We start from the raw sequence: 20,671 nt of genomic DNA on the forward strand, positions 1-20,671 counted from the left end.
TTTCGGAAGCTTTTCTATTTATCTTAAAAGGATTCAGATAGAATCTTTAATTTTTATTGAATTAAAGGCTCTTAAACTGCTCCAACATTCTCTTATCATTTTCAAAGAACATTCGAATGTCGCTCATTTGATACAGCAACATTACGATTCTTTCGATTCCCATTCCAAAAGCATAACCTGAATATTTATCGGCGTCGATATTGACGTTTTTTAAAACCGCAGGATCCACCATTCCGCAACCCATAATTTCTAACCAACCTGTTCCCTTTGTAATTCGGTAATCGGTTTCAGAGTTCAAACCCCAGTAAACATCAACTTCCGCAGAAGGTTCTGTGAAAGGAAAATACGAAGGTCTCAATCTGATTTTTGATTTTCCGAAAAGTTCGGTGGTGAAAAACTGAATCGTTTGTTTGAGATCGGCAAAACTTACATTTTCGTCTATATATAAACCTTCGATTTGATGAAAAATGCAGTGTGAACGCGAAGAAATAGCTTCATTTCGGAAAACTCTTCCCGGAGATAAAATTCTAATTGGAGGTTCATTTTCTTCCATATATCGGATTTGAACGGAAGAGGTATGCGTTCTCAACAAAATATCCGGAGCAGTTTCGATAAAAAAAGTGTCCTGCATATCTCTTGCTGGATGGTACTCAGGTAGATTCAGCGCTGTAAAATTATGCCAGTCGTCCTCAATTTCTGGTCCGTCTGCAACTGCAAAACCGATGGATTTAAAAATCTCTGTAATTCTATTTCGTACCAAATTAATTGGATGGCGCGTTCCTAGTTCGGAAGGAAATCCTGGTCTTGTTAAATCTTCTTTTTCCAGAATGATTTTAGAAGTTGTCGCTCCTTTTAGATCTTCCAGCTTTGTTTCAACTGCTTGCTTCAGCATATTGATTTTTTGGCCAAATTCTTTTTTCTGTTCGTTCGGAACTTCTTTGAACTGTGCCAAAATATCGTTGATCAAACCTTTTTTACCACTGAATTTTATTCGGAACTGTTCGATTTCATCCTTACTTATCGTACTGAAATTTCCTACTTCAATCAATAATTCCTCAATCTTTTCTAACATCTTTAAATTATAATAGATTGCAAAAATACGATTTTTCCTCTAAAAAATTTTAGTGCAGAATAACTAAATTTATTTTAAAGAATAGTAATACAATAAGTATATCTAATTAAACCGCAAAAATCTTACACTACATTTTTTTTCAACTTCAAAGTCACAAAAGCGTTGCTGTATTTTTTTAACACATAAGTCACATGAGTTTTTTATTGATTTGGAAAGTGCACATTAGTGATTCCGAAGGAAATCTTAATATTCTTAATTCTTCATCAAACTTAATGGTTGAATCTTTAAAGTTTCAACGATAATATTTTAAAAAATTTGTGCCTTTGTGGTTCATTTTTAAGATGACTAATTCTCCATAAAATTCAAAAACTTTTCAATCACCTGTTTTCTATGGCTGATTTTATTCTTCTCTTCGGCTTTCATTTCAGCAAAAGTAATTTCATAGTTCTCTGGAATAAAAATAGGATCGTAACCAAAACCTTTCTCTCCTCGAATTTCCTGCGTTAAATTACCGTAAATCCGTCCTTCAAAATAATTGGTTCCACTTTCATCAACCAAACACATCACGGTTACGAAATAAGCTTTTCGATTTTCCTGACCTTTTAATTCTTCCAGAACTTTAGCCATATTTTTCGCAAAATCGTGATCTCCTGCATAACGCGCGGAATAAATTCCGGGTCTTCCATCTAAACCTTCGACAACCAAACCGGAATCATCACCAAGACTTGCTTTTCCAGTTTTCTCGAAACAATATTTTGCTTTAATAAGCGCATTTTCATGAAAGCTCAATCCGTCTTCTACAATTTCGTCGTGAATATTGTAATCGGTTAAAGAAGTGACTTTATAGTGATCGCCTAAAATCTGCTGAATTTCTTCTTTTTTGTGCTGATTGTGAGTGGCGATGAGGATTTCTTTTTGCATGGATGATGGATGATGGATGATGGATGAAATTACAACAATTTCCTTTTTAAACTTTGTCAAAGATTTTAACTTTGACAAAGTGAATTAATTTTCAGAATAATGAACGCGATATTTTTTCATAAAGAGGTAATAAAAAACACTGAATAAAATAATTCCGAAGCCTAGAATGAGATATTCTGAAACATGAAACGTTTCTGCAAAACTTTCCGTTTTTCCGTAAAAGATGAGAATTGAAGAAACTAAATTATTAAAAGCATGCAAAAGCATTGATAAAAGCAAAGATTTTGTTTTGTAATAAACCAGTCCTAAAACTGAACCGAGCAAAACCGCTCCTACAAATTGCCAAGGATTTCCATGAACCAATCCAAAAACGAGCGCTGAGATTGCAATTGCTTTCCAAGGTTTTACGCCTTTATTCATTAAACCTTTCTGGATAATTCCACGAAAAACGATCTCTTCAAAAATCGGCGCCATGATGACGGCGAGTACAATTAAAGTTGCATGATCATTTGTCATTTGATCCATTAATTTAGAAAAGTACTCGTAATAATTCCCGAAGACAGGTCCTTTAACAGGAATTTGAGCCGTAATAAATTCGCCGATCATCATCATTCCAAACATCATCGGAAAGATCAAAAGGTAAGTCATTAAATTGGTCGGAGAAAAATTAAAATTTAATTTCCTACCTGTTTGTGGTCTTGCAATAAAATAATCAAAAGCGAAAATAGCTCCCAAAAATCCCGCCGCATTGGCAATTAATAAATAAAAATCTTTGTACTGCAGATTTTCATTAAAGGCGAAAATAGAGATCACATTTGCGATGGCGACAATTGAACTGCCGACAATCATTCCGCCAATTAAAGCGAGAGCGCCTTGCCAATTGAAAATATAATTTTTTTTAAGAGAATTTTGATCCATCAATTTATTTTAATTTAAGCAAATTTTCCAAGATTTTATTCATTTCGGCGATTTCAGAAGAATTTAAAATCCCTAATTTTCCCACCAATAAGTATTTATCTAGTGTTGCAATTTTTGAAACCTTTAAAACTGAATCTACTTTAAGCCCGTTAGCTTCGGTTTTTTTTATTTCAATATCCGAAAAATCCCGCCATTTCATGTTTGAAGTAATAAAACAAACCATTATATCGGATTCTTTTGAGAATAAAATTACAGCAGGACGTAACTTATTGCCCGACAAATCGGTAAATGGAAAAGGAATTAAAACAATATCTCCTTTATTCATTTCCATATTTTAATCTAACATCAGAAATCGAATATATCACTTCGTCTTCTCTCAAAAAATCATACGATTTACTTTGTTCAATAAGCTCAGCAATATTATCTTTCAATAAGCTTTCTTCATATTTTTTCAAAATAAAAGCAGCAAAATCAGAAATCTCTTCTACCTTATTTTCGGGAAGTTGATTAATGATCTTGATTGTTTTTTCGATAAAGCTCACTCTTTCCATTGCCTTAAATTTTAAACAAAGATAATTTTTTTCACCACCAAGTCAAAATATAAAGAGTTTTACTCCTGCTTCAATAGAGGCAAAGTTGATGTGCATTTTCATTTTCGATAAAAATAAACGATTTTTGCAGTCTCAAAATTTATTATGTCAGAACTCCTCAAAGAAATAGAAAGAAGAAAAACCTTCGGAATTATCTCGCATCCCGATGCCGGAAAAACTACGCTTACAGAAAAGTTGCTTCTTTTTGGGGGGGCGATTCAGGAAGCAGGTGCGGTAAAATCGAACAAAATTAAAAAAGGAGCAACTTCCGATTTTATGGAGATCGAAAGACAGAGAGGGATTTCTGTGGCGACTTCAGTTTTGGCTTTCGAATATAAAAATCATAAAATAAATATCCTCGATACTCCCGGTCACAAGGATTTCGCGGAAGACACTTACCGAACTTTAACTGCCGTTGATTCTGTGATCGTTGTGATCGACGTAGCAAAAGGAGTCGAAGAACAAACGGAAAAACTTGTGAAAGTTTGCCGAATGCGGAATATTCCGATGCTGGTTTTCATTAATAAATTAGACCGTGAAGGAAAAGATGCATTTGATCTGTTGGATGAAGTAGAACAAAAATTAGGTTTAACCGTGGTTCCGCTTTCTTTGCCGATTGGAATGGGAAGTGATTTTCAGGGAATTTATAATATCTGGGAAAATAATATTCAGCTATTCTTAGAAGACAAAAAACAGAAAGTTGGTGAAGCCATTAAGTTTGATGACATCACTGATCCTAAAATTGATGAGATCATCGGCGAAAAAGCTGCTGCAGAATTAAGAGAAGAACTCGAGCTGGTACAATCAGTTTATCCCCCGTTTAATCGGGAAGATTATTTAAATGGTGATCTGCAACCCGTTTTCTTTGGTTCTGCTCTGAATAATTTTGGAGTTCGCGAACTCTTGGATGCGTTCATTGAAATCGCACCAAAACCTCAACCGAAAGAGAGTGAGACCAGAATTGTAAAACCCGAAGAAAAAGATTTCACCGGATTTATTTTTAAAATTCACGCCAACATGGATCCGAAACATCGTGACAGATTGGCTTTCGTGAAAATCGTATCCGGAACCTTTAAGAGAAATGAAAATTATTTATTGGTTAGAGATAATAAAAAGATGAAGTTTTCTTCTCCTAACGCATTCTTCGCGGACAAGAAAGAAATCGTGGACGAAAGTTTTCCCGGAGATATTGTGGGATTACATGACACAGGAAATTTCAGAATTGGTGATACTTTGACAGCTGGCGAAAAAATCTCCTTCAAAGGTGTACCGAGTTTTTCTCCGGAACATTTCCGATATATTAATAACGATGATCCATTGAAAGCGAAACAGCTTGCGAAAGGAATCGATCAATTGATGGATGAAGGTGTAGCGCAATTATTTACGCTCGACATGAATAACCGAAAAATTATCGGAACCGTTGGAGCGCTTCAGTATGAAGTTATTCAGTACCGTTTGGAACATGAATATGGTGCGAAATGTAATTACGAAGCACTTTCTATTCATAAAGCGTGTTGGATTGAGGCGGATGAAAAGTCTGATGAATTCAAAGAATTTGCGAGATTGAAACAAAGATTTATGGCGAAAGATAAATACGGACAACCTGTATTTTTAGCGGATTCTTCGTTCACGATTCACATGACGCAGGAGAAATTCCCGAATGTGAAGCTGCATTTCATTAGTGAATTTAAAAAGGATTAGTTTTGTTTGAAACACAAAAAGGTATAAAGGTTTTTTGATGCATTTTTGACACAGTAGTTATTTGGTAATTTAAATTCTTTCTAATGGTTCACATTAGATTTAAGTAATTAAATCTTGCGTAGGACTCTTAAATTACATTCCATTTTTGTGAAATTAAAATAGTTTTATACCGATTGTCTTTTGTGACTTTTGTGGTTCGAAGTTTTGACTTGTAAAATTCTTGTAAATTGATTTGCAAAAAACAGATATAGAGACTCTTAATTGATTTAAGAGTCTTTTTTTCTTTTTTAGGGAATGCTATTTGATTCTACCCGATTGTAAAAATTTAAAATTATAATGAAGAAAATATTTTTAGGTCTCTTTATTTCAGCGGCTATAATTTCCTGTGATAAAAGTACCATTCAACAAACCACAGATTCCATCAAACATGCCGACAGTCTTTTCACGAAGGCGAATAATGGTTACAAAACTTTAGATTCCATTTCGAAAACAATTACCGATTCTGATGGAATTGCTAATAGAGTCATCATCCCTGAAATTCAAAGACAGAAAAAATCGATCGACAGTACCATCAAATCTGGTGGATGGAAAATCGATTCTATTAATAAAGAAATTGAAAAAATAACGAAACATGTCGTGGTTGGAACCGAAGTCGTAAAAACACTCGATTCCGCAAACGACGCTTTGAATAAAGGTGAAAGCGCGATTAAAGTTTTGACGAGAACGGCCGATAAAATTTTGAACCAAATGAAAAGACAAACTCCACCGTCAAATCCTTCCCAAAATAACAATGCAAAATCACAGGATCAAAATAATACAGTCATTCCACCGATTGTAGAAAAAAATCCGTTGGTGAAAACTGCGAAAATTGAAATTGAGGTCGAAGATCTTCAAACTGCAAAATCTCTTTTACAGCAGAAAATTCGGGAAAATAATGCAGATTTGGTGACTGAAAATCTCATTCAGAAAGAAGGGTTTCAAAGAGCATATGTAACGGTAAAAGTGCCGCTTCAAAATTTCGATCAATTGGTCAGAAACGTTTCTTCACAGATTGGAAATTTAAAAACAAAAGAAGTAGAATCTGAAGGAATCGATTATGTTTCCCAACAAATGTGCGATGTTGAAATTACGTTGGTTCAAAATGAAAAACTGGGCGGAAACACTTTCAATAAAGATGAGTCTGCAAAAACCCCAGATTCCTTTGGATCGAAATCATCAAATGCTTTTATGGATGGCTTTAAAGTTTTAGGAACGGTGATGATTGCCATTCTTCCTTTTTGGCCACTCTTTATCATTGCAGGATTAGTTTGGTACTTCATCCGTAGAAATAAAAGAAGAGCAGCTGAAAAAGTTTTTAATAATGGTAAAAATGTTGCTCAATCAGAAACCTTTAATAAAGAAAAAACGATAGAAAATCAGTCTGAAACTGAAGAAGTCAAAACTGATGAACCCACCGATTATTCCAAATATTTGCCAAAGGAATAAGTCGAAATATATAAAAATATGAAATTATAAAGCTTTGGGTAAAGTTACCTTTCCGCCGGTCATGTAGTAGAAAAAAATTCCAGCAGAGATCAGTAAAACGACGTAAATGATGATTAAAATCTTTTGTTTTTTCAACACTGATAAAAGCAGCAAACCTAAAATCCCAAGAACCAAAAGACTCATTTTTTGAAACGGATCTTTTAGAAACAGAGAAACTGCAACGAGTCCCAAAGACAGGAAATGGAAAATACGCTCTCTTTTTAATATCAATTCTTTCATGGCCTAAAAATAAGAAATCCTTTCAAATAGTTGAAAGGATTTTCTTTTTATTTCAAATGAATATTTTTACTGTTTTTTATTTGTCACTTGCAACAGCGTATTTTAGAGTTACTGGTGTTTCCAAGCCAATTATTTTATCGTTATTTCATATTCACGACTTTATCTACGACATAATTCGTATTTCCCCTCCAAGGAAGAACGCCGTGGTATTCTTTGTAATGCAGATCAAACGTTTTACCGTTGTTTACTTCTAATTCTTTAAATATGGCTTCATCTTCTATAGAAAATTCGAATTCATAACTCGTTAAACTTCCCGTTTTTGAATTGGCTCCAAAACCTTGCTGAATAAGTTTTCCTTCGTACGTTTTGAAAACGTTGCCTTTTTTTACGGCATAATTCAGCACTCCGGATTTTACACCTTCACCGAAAACGAAGTAATATTTATACCACGTAAATCCACTCAATAAAAGCAGAATTGCAACCAGAATCACCCAAAAATATTTCATAGGAAGTTTATTTTATTACTTAGAATTTTTAACAATACTACGGGAAATTACAATTTTCTGAATCTCAGAAGTCCCTTCGTAGATCTGTGTAATTTTTGCATCACGCATCATTCTTTCTACGTGATATTCCTTTACATAACCATAACCACCGTGAATTTGAACTGCTTCAATCGAAACATCCATCGCAACTTGAGAGGCATATAATTTTGCCATTGCACCGATTTCAGAGATGTCTTTTCCTTCATCTTTTTCCACTGCAGCTTTATAACACAACATTCTCGCCGCCATGATCGACGTCGCCATATCTGCTAGTTTAAAAGCAATCGCCTGGTGATTGATGATCTCCGTTTTGAAAGCTTTTCTTACCTGAGCATATTTTAAAGACAATTCGTAAGCTCCTGATGCAATTCCCAAAGCTTGAGAAGCAATCCCGATTCTACCACCATTTAAAACAGCCATTGCGAAATTAAATCCGAATCCGTCTTCACCGATTCTGTTTTCTTTTGGCACTTTCACATCCGTAAATAATAAAGAATGCGTGTCGCTTCCTCTAATTCCGAGTTTGTCTTCTTTAGGTCCGATCGCAAAACCTTCCCAACCTTTTTCGACGATAAAAGCGTTGATTCCTTTATGCTTTTTCTCTGGATCAGTTTGTGCGATGACGATATAATAAGTAGCATTTCCACCATTGGTGATCCAGTTTTTGGTACCGTTGAGCAAATAATAATCACCCATATCTACAGCAGTCGTTTGCTGAGAAGTGGCATCAGAGCCAGCTTCTGGTTCAGACAATGCAAAAGCACCGATCACTTCCCCACTTGCAAGTGGTTGCAGATACTTCAATTTTTGTTCTTCATTACAGAATTTTTCCATTCCTGCGCAAACCAAAGAATTATTTACCGACATTACGACTGCTGCAGAAGCATCTACTTTTGCAATTTCTTCAATTGCCAAAACATAAGAAATACTGTCCATTCCGGCGCCGCCGTATTTTGGATCTACCATCATACCGAGGAAACCCAATTGTCCCATTTTCTTTACTTGCTCATGCGGAAATCTCTGTTGGTTGTCTCTTTCTATAACTCCAGGTAAAAGTTCAGTTTGAGCAAAATCTCTTGCAGCTTGCTGAATCATCAACTGTTCTTCTGATAAATTAAAATTCATAAAAAAGTTTATATGTTGTCTGTAAATTTACATAATTTCTCAAAGGTGAAAAATTTAATTATGCAAGTCTATGAATATTTCTTAAAATTGAAAATTATGTAAACAATTAATGATAAATATACGCTTTTTACTTAAAAATTTAGAACCAAAAATACTTTTTGCTGTTTAAAATAAAAATGATATTTTTACAAAAGTGCAAATTAATTTTACTTAATATTACGCACAACAAAGAAAAACAAAGCTATGTCTATAAAAAGAATTTTCGATTTTGCTCATGAAGCATTACAAAAATATCCGCAAGATGAAATGTTCATCACGAAATATGCAGGAGAATGGGAAAAAACTTCTACCAAAGAGTATCTTCATCTTGGAAATCAAATTTCACGCGGCCTTTTAAAACTGGGAATTAAACCTGGTGATAAAATTGCCCTGATTACTACTGCGACAAGAACTGAATGGGCGGTAATGGATTTGGGTATTTCTCAGATTGGTGCAGTTTCGGTACCGGTTTATCCGAGTATCGCTCCAGATGATTTTGATTATATTTTTAATAATGCCGAAGTGCAATATTGTTTCCTTTCAGATAAAGTTTTGCTCGAGAAAGTAATGAAGATCAAACAAAACGTTCCGACTTTAAAAGGCGTTTTCAGTTTTGACGAAATTGAAGGAACTGCAAACTGGAAAGAAGTACTGGATCTGGGAAAAGATGAAGCTACGCAAAATGAAGTGGAAGATCTTTCAAAAAGCATTAATTCTGAAGATTTAGCTACGATCATTTTTACGTCTGGAACGACAGGAAAACCAAAAGGGGTCATGTTGACGCATCAAAATATTGTTTCCAACGTTATCGCATCGAATTCCAGAATTCCGCGCGTGAAGGGAATGGATTATACCGATGTGAAGATCCTGAGTTTCTTACCGATCTGTCATATTTTTGAAAGAATGCTTTTTTATCTCTATCAATACAATGGCTACTCGATCTACTTCGCTGAAAGTATCGAAAAAATGGGTGATAACATTAAAGAAGTTCAACCTCATATCATGTCGGTTGTACCCCGTTTGATCGAAAAGGTTTATGATAAAATTTATGACAAAGGAACCAGCGCAGGTGGTTTAAAATCTAAAATTTTCCTTTGGGCACTTGGCGTAAATAAAGCCAAACAAAAATTAGGAAAACCTTCTGGATTACAGGAAATTATTGCCGACAAGCTTGTATTTTCAAAATGGCGGGACGGTCTTGGTGGAAACATTATCACCCTCGTTTCAGGTTCAGCTGCATTGTCGCCGCGACTCAATAAAATGTTCCAGAATGCGGGAATCCCTATTTTGGAAGGATATGGTTTAACAGAAACTTCGCCCGTTATCGCGGTGAACAGTTTCGGCAAAATAAAAATTGGAACCGTTGGTCATGTTCTGGATAATCTGGAAGTGAAAATTCAGGAAGATGGAGAGATCACAGTAAAAGGACCTTCTGTTTTCAAAGGTTATTTTAAAAATGAGGAACAGACTGCTGAAGCATTTACACCGGAAGGTTTTTTCAAAACGGGCGACATCGGACATATTGATGAAGAAGGATATTTGCATATTACAGACCGTAAAAAAGAAATGTTTAAAACTTCGGGTGGAAAATATATAGCTCCTCAAGTTCTGGAAAATCAGGCAAAAGCTTCCAAATTCATCGAACAGGTAATGGTTGTGGGCGACGGCGAAAAAATGCCTTGTGCATTTATACAGCCTGATTTTAATTTTGTAAAAAACTGGGCAGAAAGAAAAGGATTAAATATAGGAACTACGACGGAAGAAATTTCAAAAAGCCCGGAATTAAAAGAAAGGATTGGAAAAGAAATCGACTATCTAAACACGAAACTCGGTAACTGGGAACAGATCAAAAGATTTGAACTCACGCCGGAGGTTTGGTCCATCGAAATGGGACTGCTCACTCCTACTTTGAAATTAAAAAGAAAAGCCGTGAAAGAAAGATATTTAAAACTGTATAATAAAATGTACGGTCATGAGGATTAATTTCGAGATTCGAGTTTCGGGTTTCGAGCGGTGAGATTTTAAAAAATAAAATATTGTAAAAGCACGGTTTTTTTGGGCCGTGTTTTTATGTTTATTGAAAGGAAATGAAAGCTGACTATTCACAAAAACATAAAGAAAAAAAATATGATAACCGAGATTAGCTTCGAGTACTGGAACAAACTTTCTACCCAAACCGTTTTTATCACTTCACTTTTGGGAGGTTTTTCAATTTTGGTGATTGCAAATCTTTTGGTTTCTGAACTGAAAACCAAACTTATAAAATACGTTTTATTGACTTCGACTTTAGCGGCGGGTTTATTTTTGATTTCAATTTTTGCCTGGACCGGTGTTATGATGATGACGACTCCAGGATATCCTGAAAAAATTGGAAGCAGCGAATTTACTTACCACCGATTGCTTGGAACAACTACTCTTATGTTGGGAATTATATCCTTGCTTTCTATGGTTGCCTTAGTTGGGTGGACAAAGTCAAGAAAAATGGGAATTATTACAACGGTCATCGGTATTTTAACGTTTATCTTGATATTGACGACGTTCAGTTAATATTGATGAACAATTCAAAAGTAATCCCAGTTGGTGTGAATTCAGTACCAAAACACTACTTTTGGTGTAGTGTCCCCTTCATTTAATTATCGGACAAAAAAGACAGTATTCATCAGACAAAAAAAAATAATCCTCTAAAATAAATACCATGACAAATCTTCTAATTTTAGCACAAATTATTGTAGCAGCATCTGTAGCCTACGTTTGGATTTTCAGATACGACGTAATTATCAAAGAATTTAAACAATTCGGACTCAGTGATTTAACGCGAACCTTTGTAGGAGCCGTCAAAGTTTCCTTAGCCACGCTGTTAGTCGCCGGTATTTGGTTTCCCACCTTAGTTGCGATACCCGCTATTTTGATGGGATTATTCATGGTCGCTGCACAGTATTTCCATTTCAAAATTAAAAACCCATTCATTAAACATTTGCCCTCGCTTGTTTTACTTATTTTATGTGCCTTCATCGCACTGGTTTCAATGAATATCATTTAAATATGAATTATTTACTGGTTTCCTGTGTTTTGATTTCAAGCCTCTCTTTTGCGGGATATTCTATTTCCTATTTTATTTCACCGAATATGAAGGAAGAATTTGAACGGTTTAACTTAAAAGGCTTTGGCATTTATGTAATTATCCTGGAAGCATTAGGAGCCATTGGTTTGCTGGTAGGTTTATTTTTCAAACCTCTTTTGCTCCTTTCATCTGGTGGACTTGCGCTATTAATGATGTTTGGGGTACTAACAAGAATTAAATCAAAAGATAGTTTATTAGTTTCATTACCGGCCACATTTTATATGATTTTAAACGCCTTTATATTTTACTTAGGAAGCAATCAATAAAATTCGCAGAGTGTTGTAAAAATTAACACGACTGCATAAAAGAACCTCCTCAAAAAACGGAGGTTTTGTCTCAAAAAAAATAACAATACCTTCCCTTTCTTCCAATAAAGACTTTGCACAAATGACCTTAGAAAAATACATCACCAACATCAACCAGAGATATCTCCTAGGAAACGCGACTGAACATACTTTTCGGGGCGACTTACAACAATTGATAGAAAGTTTGGTACCGGAAATCAGAGCGACCAATGAACCGAAGCGGCAATCTTGCGGCGCACCCGATTATATTTTGACCAAAAAAGATATTCCGGTGGGATTTATTGAAGCAAAAGATATTGGTGACAAAGATCTGGAAGGAAAAAAGAAATCTATTAACAAAGAACAGTTCGACCGCTACAAAGCTTCGTTAGATAATTTAATTTTCACAGACTATCTCGATTTTCATTTGTACCATGATGGGCAGTTTGTGACTAAAATAGCCATTGCAGCCCTTCGACAAGCTCAGGGTGACAACAAATTTGAAATTGTACCACTACCCGAAAACTTCGCGACGTTTGAAAATCTCATCAAAGACTTTTGTGTACACATCGGGCAGAATATAAAAAGTCCGAAAAAGTTGGCCGAGATGATGGCGGGAAAAGCGCGCCTGCTTTCTGATGTTATCGAAAAAGCCTTGACCAGTGACGAAACCCACAACGAAGACAGCACGCTGAAAGAGCAAATGGAAGCTTTCAAAAGTATTCTGATCCACGACATCACGCCGAAAGGTTTTGCAGATGTCTATGCACAAACCATTGCGTACGGAATGTTTGCGGCACGTTTGCACGACGCCTCTTTGGGAACATTTAGCCGACAGGAAGCAGCGGAACTCATTCCAAAATCGAATCCCTTTTTAAGAAAACTATTTGGGTATATCGCAGGTCCCGATATTGATGATCGCATCAAATGGATCGTCGATAATCTGGCGGAAATATTCTTAGCCTGTAACGTAGAAGAGATTCTGAAAAACTATGGCAAGACGACCAAGATGGAAGATCCCATCATTCATTTTTACGAAACTTTCTTGGCAGAATATGATCCAAGTCTCCGCAAAGCACGTGGAGTTTGGTACACTCCGGCACCGGTTGTCAATTTTATTGTTCGTGCGGTTGATGATATTTTGAAGACTGAATTCGATTTACCCCAAGGTTTAGCAGACACCAGTAAAACGAAGATCAAGGTAGATTTTCAAGGGAAGATGGTAGAAAAAGAAGTTCATAAAGTACAGATTTTAGATCCTGCAACGGGAACAGGAACGTTTCTGGCGGAAGTCATCAAACACGTTCACCAAAAATTTAAAGGACAGGAAGGAATTTGGAGCAGCTATGTAGAAAACAATTTGTTGCCGCGTTTAAATGGTTTTGAATTATTGATGGCAAGTTATGCAATGGCACATTTGCAATTGGATTTATTATTAAAGGAAACCGGTTTCAAAGCCACCAAAGAGCAACGAACCCGCGTTTATTTGACCAATAGTTTAGAAGAACATCATCCCGATACCGGAACTTTATTTGCGAATTGGTTGAGTACAGAAGCCAATGAAGCCAATCATATTAAGCGTGATACTCCGGTGATGTGTGTGATTGGAAATCCGCCGTATTCTGGGGAAAGTGCCAATAAAGGCGATTGGATTATGAAGTTGATGGAAGATTATAAAAAAGAACCGGGTGGAAAAGAGAAACTGAAAGAAAGAAATCCTAAATGGATCAATGATGATTATGTAAAGTTTCTGCGTTACGGACAACATTTTATAGAGAAAAACAGAAGCGGTGTTTTGGCTTTTATTAATCCTCATGGATTTTTAGATAACCCTACTTTTCGTGGAATGCGTTGGAATTTATTGAAGACTTATGATAAAATTTATACGATTGACTTGCATGGAAATTCTAAAAAGAAAGAAGTTTCTCCTGATGGAAGTGTGGATCAAAATGTATTTGATATTATGCAAGGAGTTTCCATCAATATTTTTATTAAAACTGGAAAGAAAAAAACAAATGAATTAGGAAAAGTTTTTCATTATGATTTGTATGGGAAGAGAGATATTAAATATGATTTTCTATTTGCAAACTCATTAAAGACAATTCAATATAAGGAAATACCAAACAAAGCACCAGATTATTTTATGGTGAAAAAAGATTTCAAAGTCGAAGACAGCTATAATATTGGGATTTCTATAAAAGAACTTTTTTTGATAAATGGTGTTGGTATGACTACTTCACACGATAATTTTGTAATTAAAGACAGTAAAGAAGAGTTATTGAAATTTTATAAAGAATTTCAAAATGCACCTAGAGATACTGAATATTTACATAAAAAATTCAATGTAAAGAAAAAGATCGGGTGGAATATTTTAGACGGATATGATAATATCAAAAATGAAAATGATTTAACAAAATATATTTACCCAATCACATATAGACCTTTTGAAAATAAGCATATTTTTTATGAAGATAAATTAGTTTGGCGCACAGTAAGAAAAATTATGCGACATCTTTTAAATGGAGAAAATTTAGGTTTAGTTATTGGTCGACAAGGACAAGTAGTTGGTGATATGCCTTGGAATCTAGCTTTTCTAACAAACTCAATAACTGACTTTAATTTATATTATCGAGGTGGCGGTAATTTATTTCCACTCTACCTTTACCCCGAAACTTCCGGTCAACTTTCTCTCGAAGAAACATCAGAAAGAACTCCAAACCTAAATCCAGAAATCGTAAAAGAAATCGCAGATAAATTAGGTTTACAATTTGTCAATGAAAAAAGTACTTCGACAAGCTCAGTAACCAGTATTTCGACAAGCTCAGTAACCAGTATTTCGACAAGCTCAGTAACAAGTGCGGTCAGTGAGCCTGTCGAACTGGCGCCAATAGATCTCTTAGATTACATCTACGCGGTTTTACATTCGCCAACTTATCGGGAGAAATACAAAGAGTTTTTGAAAATAGATTTCCCCAGAGTGCCTTATCCAAAAGACAAAGACACCTTTTGGCAACTCGTACAATTAGGCGGGGAAATTCGCACCCTGCATCTTTTAGAAAATCCTGTCATCGAAAATTATATCACGCAATACCCAATCAATGGCGATAATGGCGTAAATAAACTGAAGTTTGAGCTTACAAACCCTGATTTACCGGTTCTGCAATCTGATATACCGGTTCTGCAATCTGATATACCATTTCTGCAACCTGATATACCATTTCTGAACCTTGATATACCATTTCTGCAACCTGATATACCATTTCTGCAACCTGATATACCAATTCTGTCACCTGATATACCAATTCTGTCACCTGATATACCAATTCTGAACACCGATGAAACATTAAGCAAACCCAACTTTGCTGCAAGTACTCCGAAAAATGGCAAAGTATATATCAACGAAACGCAATACTTCGACAATGTACCGGAAATCGCCTGGAATTTCTATATCGGTGGCTATCAACCCGCCCGAAAATGGCTCAAAGACCGGCAAGGAAGAACCCTGGAGTTTGAGGATATTTTGCACTACCAAAAAATAATTGTCGCCCTCTCTGAAACCGATCGTTTGATGAAGCAGATCGATGAGATTGAGATTGAGTAAAGGTTTAACGAAGAGAAAAATATCAAGCCAAAAAAAAGGATTTTTGCGCGTATAAGGATTCAGAATAAAAAATTAAGATTAAAAAAAATGAGTAGAGAAGAACTTTTAAAATTAAGCAATGAGGAACTTATGCTTAAGGCAAAGGAAGAAAAATTATCACCACTTGTTAACGCTGGTTTTATTGGGTTTTTAGGCGGGATTATCTTGTATAGTGTCATAAAAAATACGTGGGGCCTTTTGACGATAATTCCACTACTATTTGCCTATAAATTAATAAAAGATTCAAAAGAAAATAAAGAGTTAGAAATCGTTTTAAAAGAAAGAAATCTGAAATAACTATGGCGCACTATTGTAAAACTTGCGATACAGAAGTAAGCATGAACTTCTGTCCAAATTGTGGAGAACCCGCAAAATTAAAAAGAATTGACGGTCATTATATTATGCACGAAATAGAACATGTTCTGCATTTTGAACGGGGAATTTTGTACACGGTGAAAGAACTTTTCATCAATCCGGGACAAAGTATTAGAAAATACATTTCGGAAAATCGAAGTCGGCTTGTAAAACCCATTATTTTCATCATCGTTACTTCCTTAATTTATACGATTATCAGTCATTATTTCCATATTGAAGACGAATATATTAAGCAGGAAGGATTGCCTGCAAATTCGGCTTTTGTCAAGATCTTAACGTGGATGCAGGGAAATTACGGCTATATGAATATTTTGACAGGTGGATTTATTGCGCTTTGGCTCAAGGTATTTTTCAAAAAATATGGTTACAATTTTTTCGAATTGCTCATCATGCTGTGTTTCGTTTTGGGAATCTCCATGTTAATCTTTGCATTTTTTGCATTGATAGAAGGTTTTACTCATTTTAAACTTCTTAATGTTGCTGGAATTATTGGAATGATTTATTTGACTTGGGCAGTTGGAAATTTCTTTGAGAAAAACAAAATTAGCAACTATTTTAAAGCCCTTCTGTCTTATATCTTAGGATTTATCACGTTCTTCATTGCCATCGGTTTAATAGGAATAACAATCGATCTCCTCACAAAAAATTAAAAAAAATATGAAAAGTATTTGGACTGCGACTTATGAAAACAACACCATTAAAATTACAAACACCTGGTTTTCGGGGGAACAACTTTACGTAAATGAGGTGTTGCAGGATAAAAAGTTTGGGGCTATTTCGTCAAACCTTACCGGACATATCATGAACTCTAAAAATGAAAAAGAACTGATCAAAGCAACTATTTTCGGTTGGTACAAAGCGGAATGTATTCTTTTCATCAATGATAAAGAAGTGGCAATAAAACAAGAAAAATAAGAGTACTTACTCTTACCACATTTGCCTTATTTATCCTGTGGTTAAAAAAAAAGAAAGATGATTCGACAACTCGCCATATTAACAACAATTTTCCTGACTACATTTAATCTGTTTGCACAAACCATAAACTTGGTAAAATGCGACAGTATCATTTATCCAGTTCATAAAGCTAATATTGGGAAAATTGCTTTTATGGGTGAAACTATTCCTATTGAGAATTTTAAACAAGCAGATTTTCTAAAAACATTTGAACTTAAAGAAAAAACAGATCTTAACATCAGAGTTTTTTTAGGTAATTCGCTGACCAATTATCTTCATTTACTTTCACCCCAATTATCAGCAGCCGAACTTACTAAAACTGGAAATTATCAATTCACATTCTTCGTTGATGATAAAAAGATCTATGTTGAAAATCTTAATCTTGGAGCAGGAAGTGCTGACAGCAAAAACCAAAGAACAATTTTCAGAGTTCCTTTAATAAGTTCAACTGACGAAGATTCCTGGGGTAGATTTCTCTGGAATAGATTTTATTCGAATGGCGGACAAGATGCTTTTGCAAACGGAGAACATTTACTTAAAATTGAGATCAGACCTTATTTAAAACGGAATGAAATATTGACAGGTAACATCATCGCGGAAGGAGAATTGAAAATTATAGTTCCGGAAATAAAAATCAATGAGCAACTTGTTAAAGTTCAGAATATAAAACCACTAAAAGACCTGCAGATATCTACCGATAAAATTGATACGCCAAAAATTGAAGAGCTCAACCGGAAAATCGCGACGCAAGCTTATAAGAACATTACAAGCATTGTAGTTGTAAAAGACGGAAAACTATTGCTAGAAGAGTATTTTAATGGAGCAAACAGAGAAACCCTTCACGACACAAGATCTGTTGGAAAATCATTTGCCTCAACACTTTTAGGAATTGCTATCAAAAACCACTACATCAAAAGCGAAAGACAGACCCTAGATGAGTTTTACAAACTGAATACTTTTCAGAATTACGCTCCGGCAAAAGACAGTATCAGTTTAAAAGATTTGCTCACGATGAGTTCAACTTTCGAGGGTTCTGATATAAATTCGGAATCACCAGGGAATGAAGAAAATATGTATCCTGCCAAAAATTGGGTTGACTTTACATTAAATCTCCCGATTGACCAGTCAAAAGTGGCGAACAAGCAATGGGATTACTTTACAGCGGGTGTTGTAGTTCTTGGCGACTTAATTCATAAATCCGTGCCAAATGGTTTAGAGAAATATTCCAGCGAAAAATTATTTCAGCCATTAGGAATTACAAAATACAAATGGCAATTGACCCCACAAAAAGTAGCGAATACAGCAGGTAGCCTGCAATTGCGTTCTTTGGATCTTGCGAAATATGGGCAGTTATACCAAAATAGAGGGACCTGGAATGGCAAACAGATTCTGTCACAGGAATGGGTAGCAAAAAGTTTATCACACCAAATTAAAATATCAGAAGACGAATATTATGGTTATTTGTTTTGGAATAAAACGTACAAAGTAAATGGCATGGATTACGAAGTTTATTATGCCAGTGGAAATGGTGGAAACAGAATTTTTATATTCAAAGATCAACCGATTGTAATTGTGATCACATCGACCGCATATAATACGCCGTATGGTGAAAAGCAAGTTGACAAGATTATGCAGAATTATTTAATTGACGCAATAATGAAATAATAATCAAATGCTTTCTAAAACTATTTGACCGGACTGGGTTTCTCTAAAGTCCGTAATCTCGCTAACCTACAAAACTTTAGCAGTCGACGAGATAAGTGTTATAATCAATTTACAAACCCGATAATATCGCAATTACGCTTTTCAGATCGTGTAACTTAAAAAAATTGAGCGATGCAAAACAAAAGAACTTTTAGGAATTAATTTTCCTTAAAAATCTTTATTATCTCTAAAAAGTTTTGGTATAATAAATTCTCTAGAATTATTTTGAAAAGACGAACTCTTCTCTTTGCACAGGAGTTTGCTTACAAATATCATTAAACTCCTCGATTGATTTAAACTTTAACTGCTCAACAATTTTGTACTCATAAAATACCTTGAAAGTATCATTTTTAAAAACCCATGGTTCCACCGTGATTACATTCTCAGCTTTATAAAAAGTTTGGTTCATATCACCATCTGGACTTTTTGATATTTCCATTTTTCTTCCTTCCTGCTGAATTTTATCCAGGCAAATAAGGAGAGAAAAAGCATCGCACCACTCTACAAATCGATAAATATGTTCAGCATATTTTTTATCAATATCCAAATGTTTTAAAATGTCTTTTCGATTTTTTTCCTGTTCTTTCAAAAAAGTGTCTAATTTTTTATCATTATCCTCCTTATTACCGCCAAAAATAAAATTTAAGTGCATAGAAGTTAGCAGCGCATTTAATTGACTTTTTGCGGTAGCGATTTCCATCACATTTAATTTCTGCTTTAATTCTGTCTTTTTGTATTCATCACCTATCGTGAAATTTCGGGGCGCACCTGCTTCGGTAAGATTTTTATTTTGCAAAGTTTCCGCAGCGCCATCATCATGTTCTGCAATGGCGATGAGCGTAGGAACCATTATTTCATTAGGCAAATCAATATCATATTGGTAAGCTAACATGGCGGCAAGAAGACCGTGAGAACGTTGGTTAATAATTTTCCAACCTTTTTGATGAGAGATAACAATCATGATTTTATAATGTATTGGAGAAATCTATTTCTAAATCTATGCCTAAGTCAAATTTAGTAAGAATACTAAAAAGTTTTAGAAATTTTTACGATGTTTGAATTGTTGTTTATAGAGACCTCAAAGCTTTTATCATGATGAGTAATTAAAGCATTTAAAATAACCCTTCAATTAGGAAAGCAAAAGAATAAGATTTCTCTACAATATTTATCCGTTTACAAACGGATATTTTTTATATATTTGATTATCAAATGATTCTTATGGAAAATTGTTTAGAATGCGGCGAAAAAATTATCGGAAGAACGGATAAAAAATTCTGCAATGACGGCTGTAGAAATGCTTATAATAACAAAAACAACCAGGATTCCTCCAATCTGATGCGCAATGTAAATAATAAACTGCGCAAAAATTACCGCGTTCTGGCGGAACAAAAATTCATTGAAGGAAAAGCTAAAACCACACGAAACAAATTAATTTCTGAGGGATTTGATTTTGAATATTTCACGAATCTGAAGGTCTATAAAAATGGTGCAGAATATCGTTTTGTGTATGATATCGGTTACAAATTATTAGAAGAAGACTGGATTTTGCTCGTACGAAAGGAATGATTTATATTTAGTTTTTTTGATGACAAACCTTCCCTTTTCGTAAAATTGGAAAAAACAAAAGCAACCGCGGAAATATACTTTCTCAAGGTTTCTGATGGCCGATTATTAAATGGTTGGTTAGTTTTAAAGAATCGAAATTAAAAAATGAATTCTTTAAAAGATTAATATTCCAAGACGCAAAAAAGAAGCCGTCTCAAAATAAAATTTGAGGCGGTTTTTTTATTTTGTTTTACAAGACGCTAAATTGTTGATTATAATGTTCTTTTTTAGAATTGTCTAAAAAAGTGCTCCTTTTAGGCACTTTTCTTCCTTAGATTGTGTGCTAAAGCGTGTAATCCGAACTCTAGTTCTG

Annotated in this window: 21 protein-coding genes; 12 read left to right on the forward strand and 9 right to left on the reverse strand. The window is 34.8% G+C overall.

Translation table 11 applies throughout. The features are described from left to right. Positions 1-61: 61 nt before the first annotated feature. From pheS to OA86_RS13795, 5 genes are all read right to left on the reverse strand, one after another. Positions 62-1,072 carry a phenylalanine--tRNA ligase subunit alpha gene (gene pheS / locus OA86_RS13775; RefSeq protein WP_039354415.1) on the reverse strand — a complete coding sequence of 337 codons (1,011 nt, stop codon included), beginning with the start codon at positions 1,070-1,072 and terminating at the stop codon, positions 62-64. Positions 1,073-1,417: 345 nt separating this feature from the next. Further along, positions 1,418-1,993, reverse strand: coding sequence for an RdgB/HAM1 family non-canonical purine NTP pyrophosphatase (gene rdgB, locus OA86_RS13780; RefSeq protein ID WP_039354417.1), 576 nt, complete (start codon positions 1,991-1,993; stop codon positions 1,418-1,420). Between the two features lie 84 nt (positions 1,994-2,077). Further along, complete coding sequence (locus OA86_RS13785; RefSeq protein ID WP_052257538.1) at positions 2,078-2,911, reverse strand: CPBP family intramembrane glutamic endopeptidase; 834 nt, start codon at positions 2,909-2,911, stop codon at positions 2,078-2,080. Between the two features lie 4 nt (positions 2,912-2,915). Then, the gene (locus OA86_RS13790) at positions 2,916-3,242 is read right to left on the reverse strand and encodes a type II toxin-antitoxin system PemK/MazF family toxin (protein ID WP_039354421.1); all 327 of its coding nucleotides are present in this window, start codon (positions 3,240-3,242) and stop codon (positions 2,916-2,918) included. Then, entirely contained in the window at positions 3,229-3,462 is a 234-nt protein-coding gene (locus OA86_RS13795) for a hypothetical protein (protein ID WP_039354422.1), read from the reverse strand. The genes OA86_RS13790 and OA86_RS13795 overlap by 14 nt, the downstream gene beginning before the upstream one ends. 144 nt (positions 3,463-3,606) lie before the next feature. On the opposite strand from OA86_RS13795, the gene OA86_RS13800 reads away from it, so the two are divergent. Together OA86_RS13800 and OA86_RS13805 are read left to right on the forward strand one after the other, a co-directional pair. Further along, entirely contained in the window at positions 3,607-5,202 is a 1,596-nt protein-coding gene (locus OA86_RS13800) for a peptide chain release factor 3 (protein WP_039354424.1), read from the forward strand. A 336-nt stretch (positions 5,203-5,538) separates the two neighbouring features. Next, positions 5,539-6,687, forward strand: a complete 1,149-nt coding sequence (locus OA86_RS13805) for a DUF4349 domain-containing protein (protein ID WP_039354426.1) — start codon at positions 5,539-5,541, stop codon at positions 6,685-6,687. 24 nt (positions 6,688-6,711) lie between these two features. Here OA86_RS13805 and OA86_RS13810 read toward each other — a convergent pair whose 3' ends face one another. The 3 genes from OA86_RS13810 to OA86_RS13820 form a co-directional block, all read right to left on the reverse strand. Continuing rightward, complete coding sequence (locus OA86_RS13810) at positions 6,712-6,966, reverse strand: hypothetical protein (RefSeq protein WP_039354429.1); 255 nt, start codon at positions 6,964-6,966, stop codon at positions 6,712-6,714. A 140-nt stretch (positions 6,967-7,106) separates the two neighbouring features. Further along, on the reverse strand, positions 7,107-7,472 hold the full coding sequence (locus tag OA86_RS13815; protein ID WP_039354431.1) for a hypothetical protein: 366 nt from the start codon (positions 7,470-7,472) through the stop codon (positions 7,107-7,109). 15 nt (positions 7,473-7,487) lie between these two features. Then, positions 7,488-8,636 (reverse strand): acyl-CoA dehydrogenase, encoded by a 1,149-nt coding sequence (locus OA86_RS13820; RefSeq protein WP_039354433.1) that lies wholly within the window; start codon positions 8,634-8,636, stop codon positions 7,488-7,490. A 243-nt stretch (positions 8,637-8,879) separates the two neighbouring features. On the opposite strand from OA86_RS13820, the gene OA86_RS13825 reads away from it, so the two are divergent. The 9 genes from OA86_RS13825 (at position 8,880) to OA86_RS13865 (ending at position 18,714) form a co-directional block, all read left to right on the forward strand. Then, entirely contained in the window at positions 8,880-10,658 is a 1,779-nt protein-coding gene (locus tag OA86_RS13825) for an AMP-dependent synthetase/ligase (protein ID WP_039354435.1), read from the forward strand. A 144-nt stretch (positions 10,659-10,802) separates the two neighbouring features. Further along, on the forward strand, positions 10,803-11,222 hold the full coding sequence (locus OA86_RS13830; protein ID WP_039354438.1) for a hypothetical protein: 420 nt from the start codon (positions 10,803-10,805) through the stop codon (positions 11,220-11,222). Between the two features lie 148 nt (positions 11,223-11,370). Beyond that, entirely contained in the window at positions 11,371-11,715 is a 345-nt protein-coding gene (locus OA86_RS13835) for a DoxX family protein (RefSeq protein ID WP_039354439.1), read from the forward strand. 2 nt (positions 11,716-11,717) lie between these two features. After that, positions 11,718-12,062 carry a DoxX family protein gene (locus OA86_RS13840; RefSeq protein WP_039354441.1) on the forward strand — a complete coding sequence of 115 codons (345 nt, stop codon included), beginning with the start codon at positions 11,718-11,720 and terminating at the stop codon, positions 12,060-12,062. A 121-nt stretch (positions 12,063-12,183) separates the two neighbouring features. Next, complete coding sequence (locus OA86_RS13845) at positions 12,184-15,681, forward strand: type ISP restriction/modification enzyme (RefSeq protein WP_082017338.1); 3,498 nt, start codon at positions 12,184-12,186, stop codon at positions 15,679-15,681. Between the two features lie 87 nt (positions 15,682-15,768). Further along, a complete protein-coding gene (locus OA86_RS13850; protein WP_039354443.1) occupies positions 15,769-16,017 on the forward strand; it encodes a hypothetical protein in 249 nt (82 codons plus the stop codon). 2 nt (positions 16,018-16,019) lie between these two features. Next, a complete protein-coding gene (locus tag OA86_RS13855) occupies positions 16,020-16,745 on the forward strand; it encodes a DUF3667 domain-containing protein (protein ID WP_039354445.1) in 726 nt (241 codons plus the stop codon). A gap of 7 nt (positions 16,746-16,752) precedes the next feature. Then, positions 16,753-17,010, forward strand: a complete 258-nt coding sequence (locus OA86_RS13860) for a hypothetical protein (protein WP_039354447.1) — start codon at positions 16,753-16,755, stop codon at positions 17,008-17,010. A 57-nt stretch (positions 17,011-17,067) separates the two neighbouring features. Then, entirely contained in the window at positions 17,068-18,714 is a 1,647-nt protein-coding gene (locus OA86_RS13865) for a serine hydrolase domain-containing protein (protein ID WP_039354449.1), read from the forward strand. A gap of 259 nt (positions 18,715-18,973) precedes the next feature. Here the strand turns inward: OA86_RS13865 and OA86_RS13870 are convergent, their stop codons facing one another. Further along, a complete protein-coding gene (locus OA86_RS13870) occupies positions 18,974-19,714 on the reverse strand; it encodes a DUF3891 family protein (protein WP_039354451.1) in 741 nt (246 codons plus the stop codon). Between the two features lie 257 nt (positions 19,715-19,971). On the opposite strand from OA86_RS13870, the gene OA86_RS13875 reads away from it, so the two are divergent. After that, positions 19,972-20,319, forward strand: coding sequence for a hypothetical protein (locus OA86_RS13875; RefSeq protein ID WP_039354464.1), 348 nt, complete (start codon positions 19,972-19,974; stop codon positions 20,317-20,319). Positions 20,320-20,671 lie beyond the last annotated feature (352 nt).

Source organism: Kaistella jeonii (assembly GCF_000812865.1).
In the GTDB taxonomy this organism is placed as follows: domain Bacteria; phylum Bacteroidota; class Bacteroidia; order Flavobacteriales; family Weeksellaceae; genus Kaistella; species Kaistella jeonii.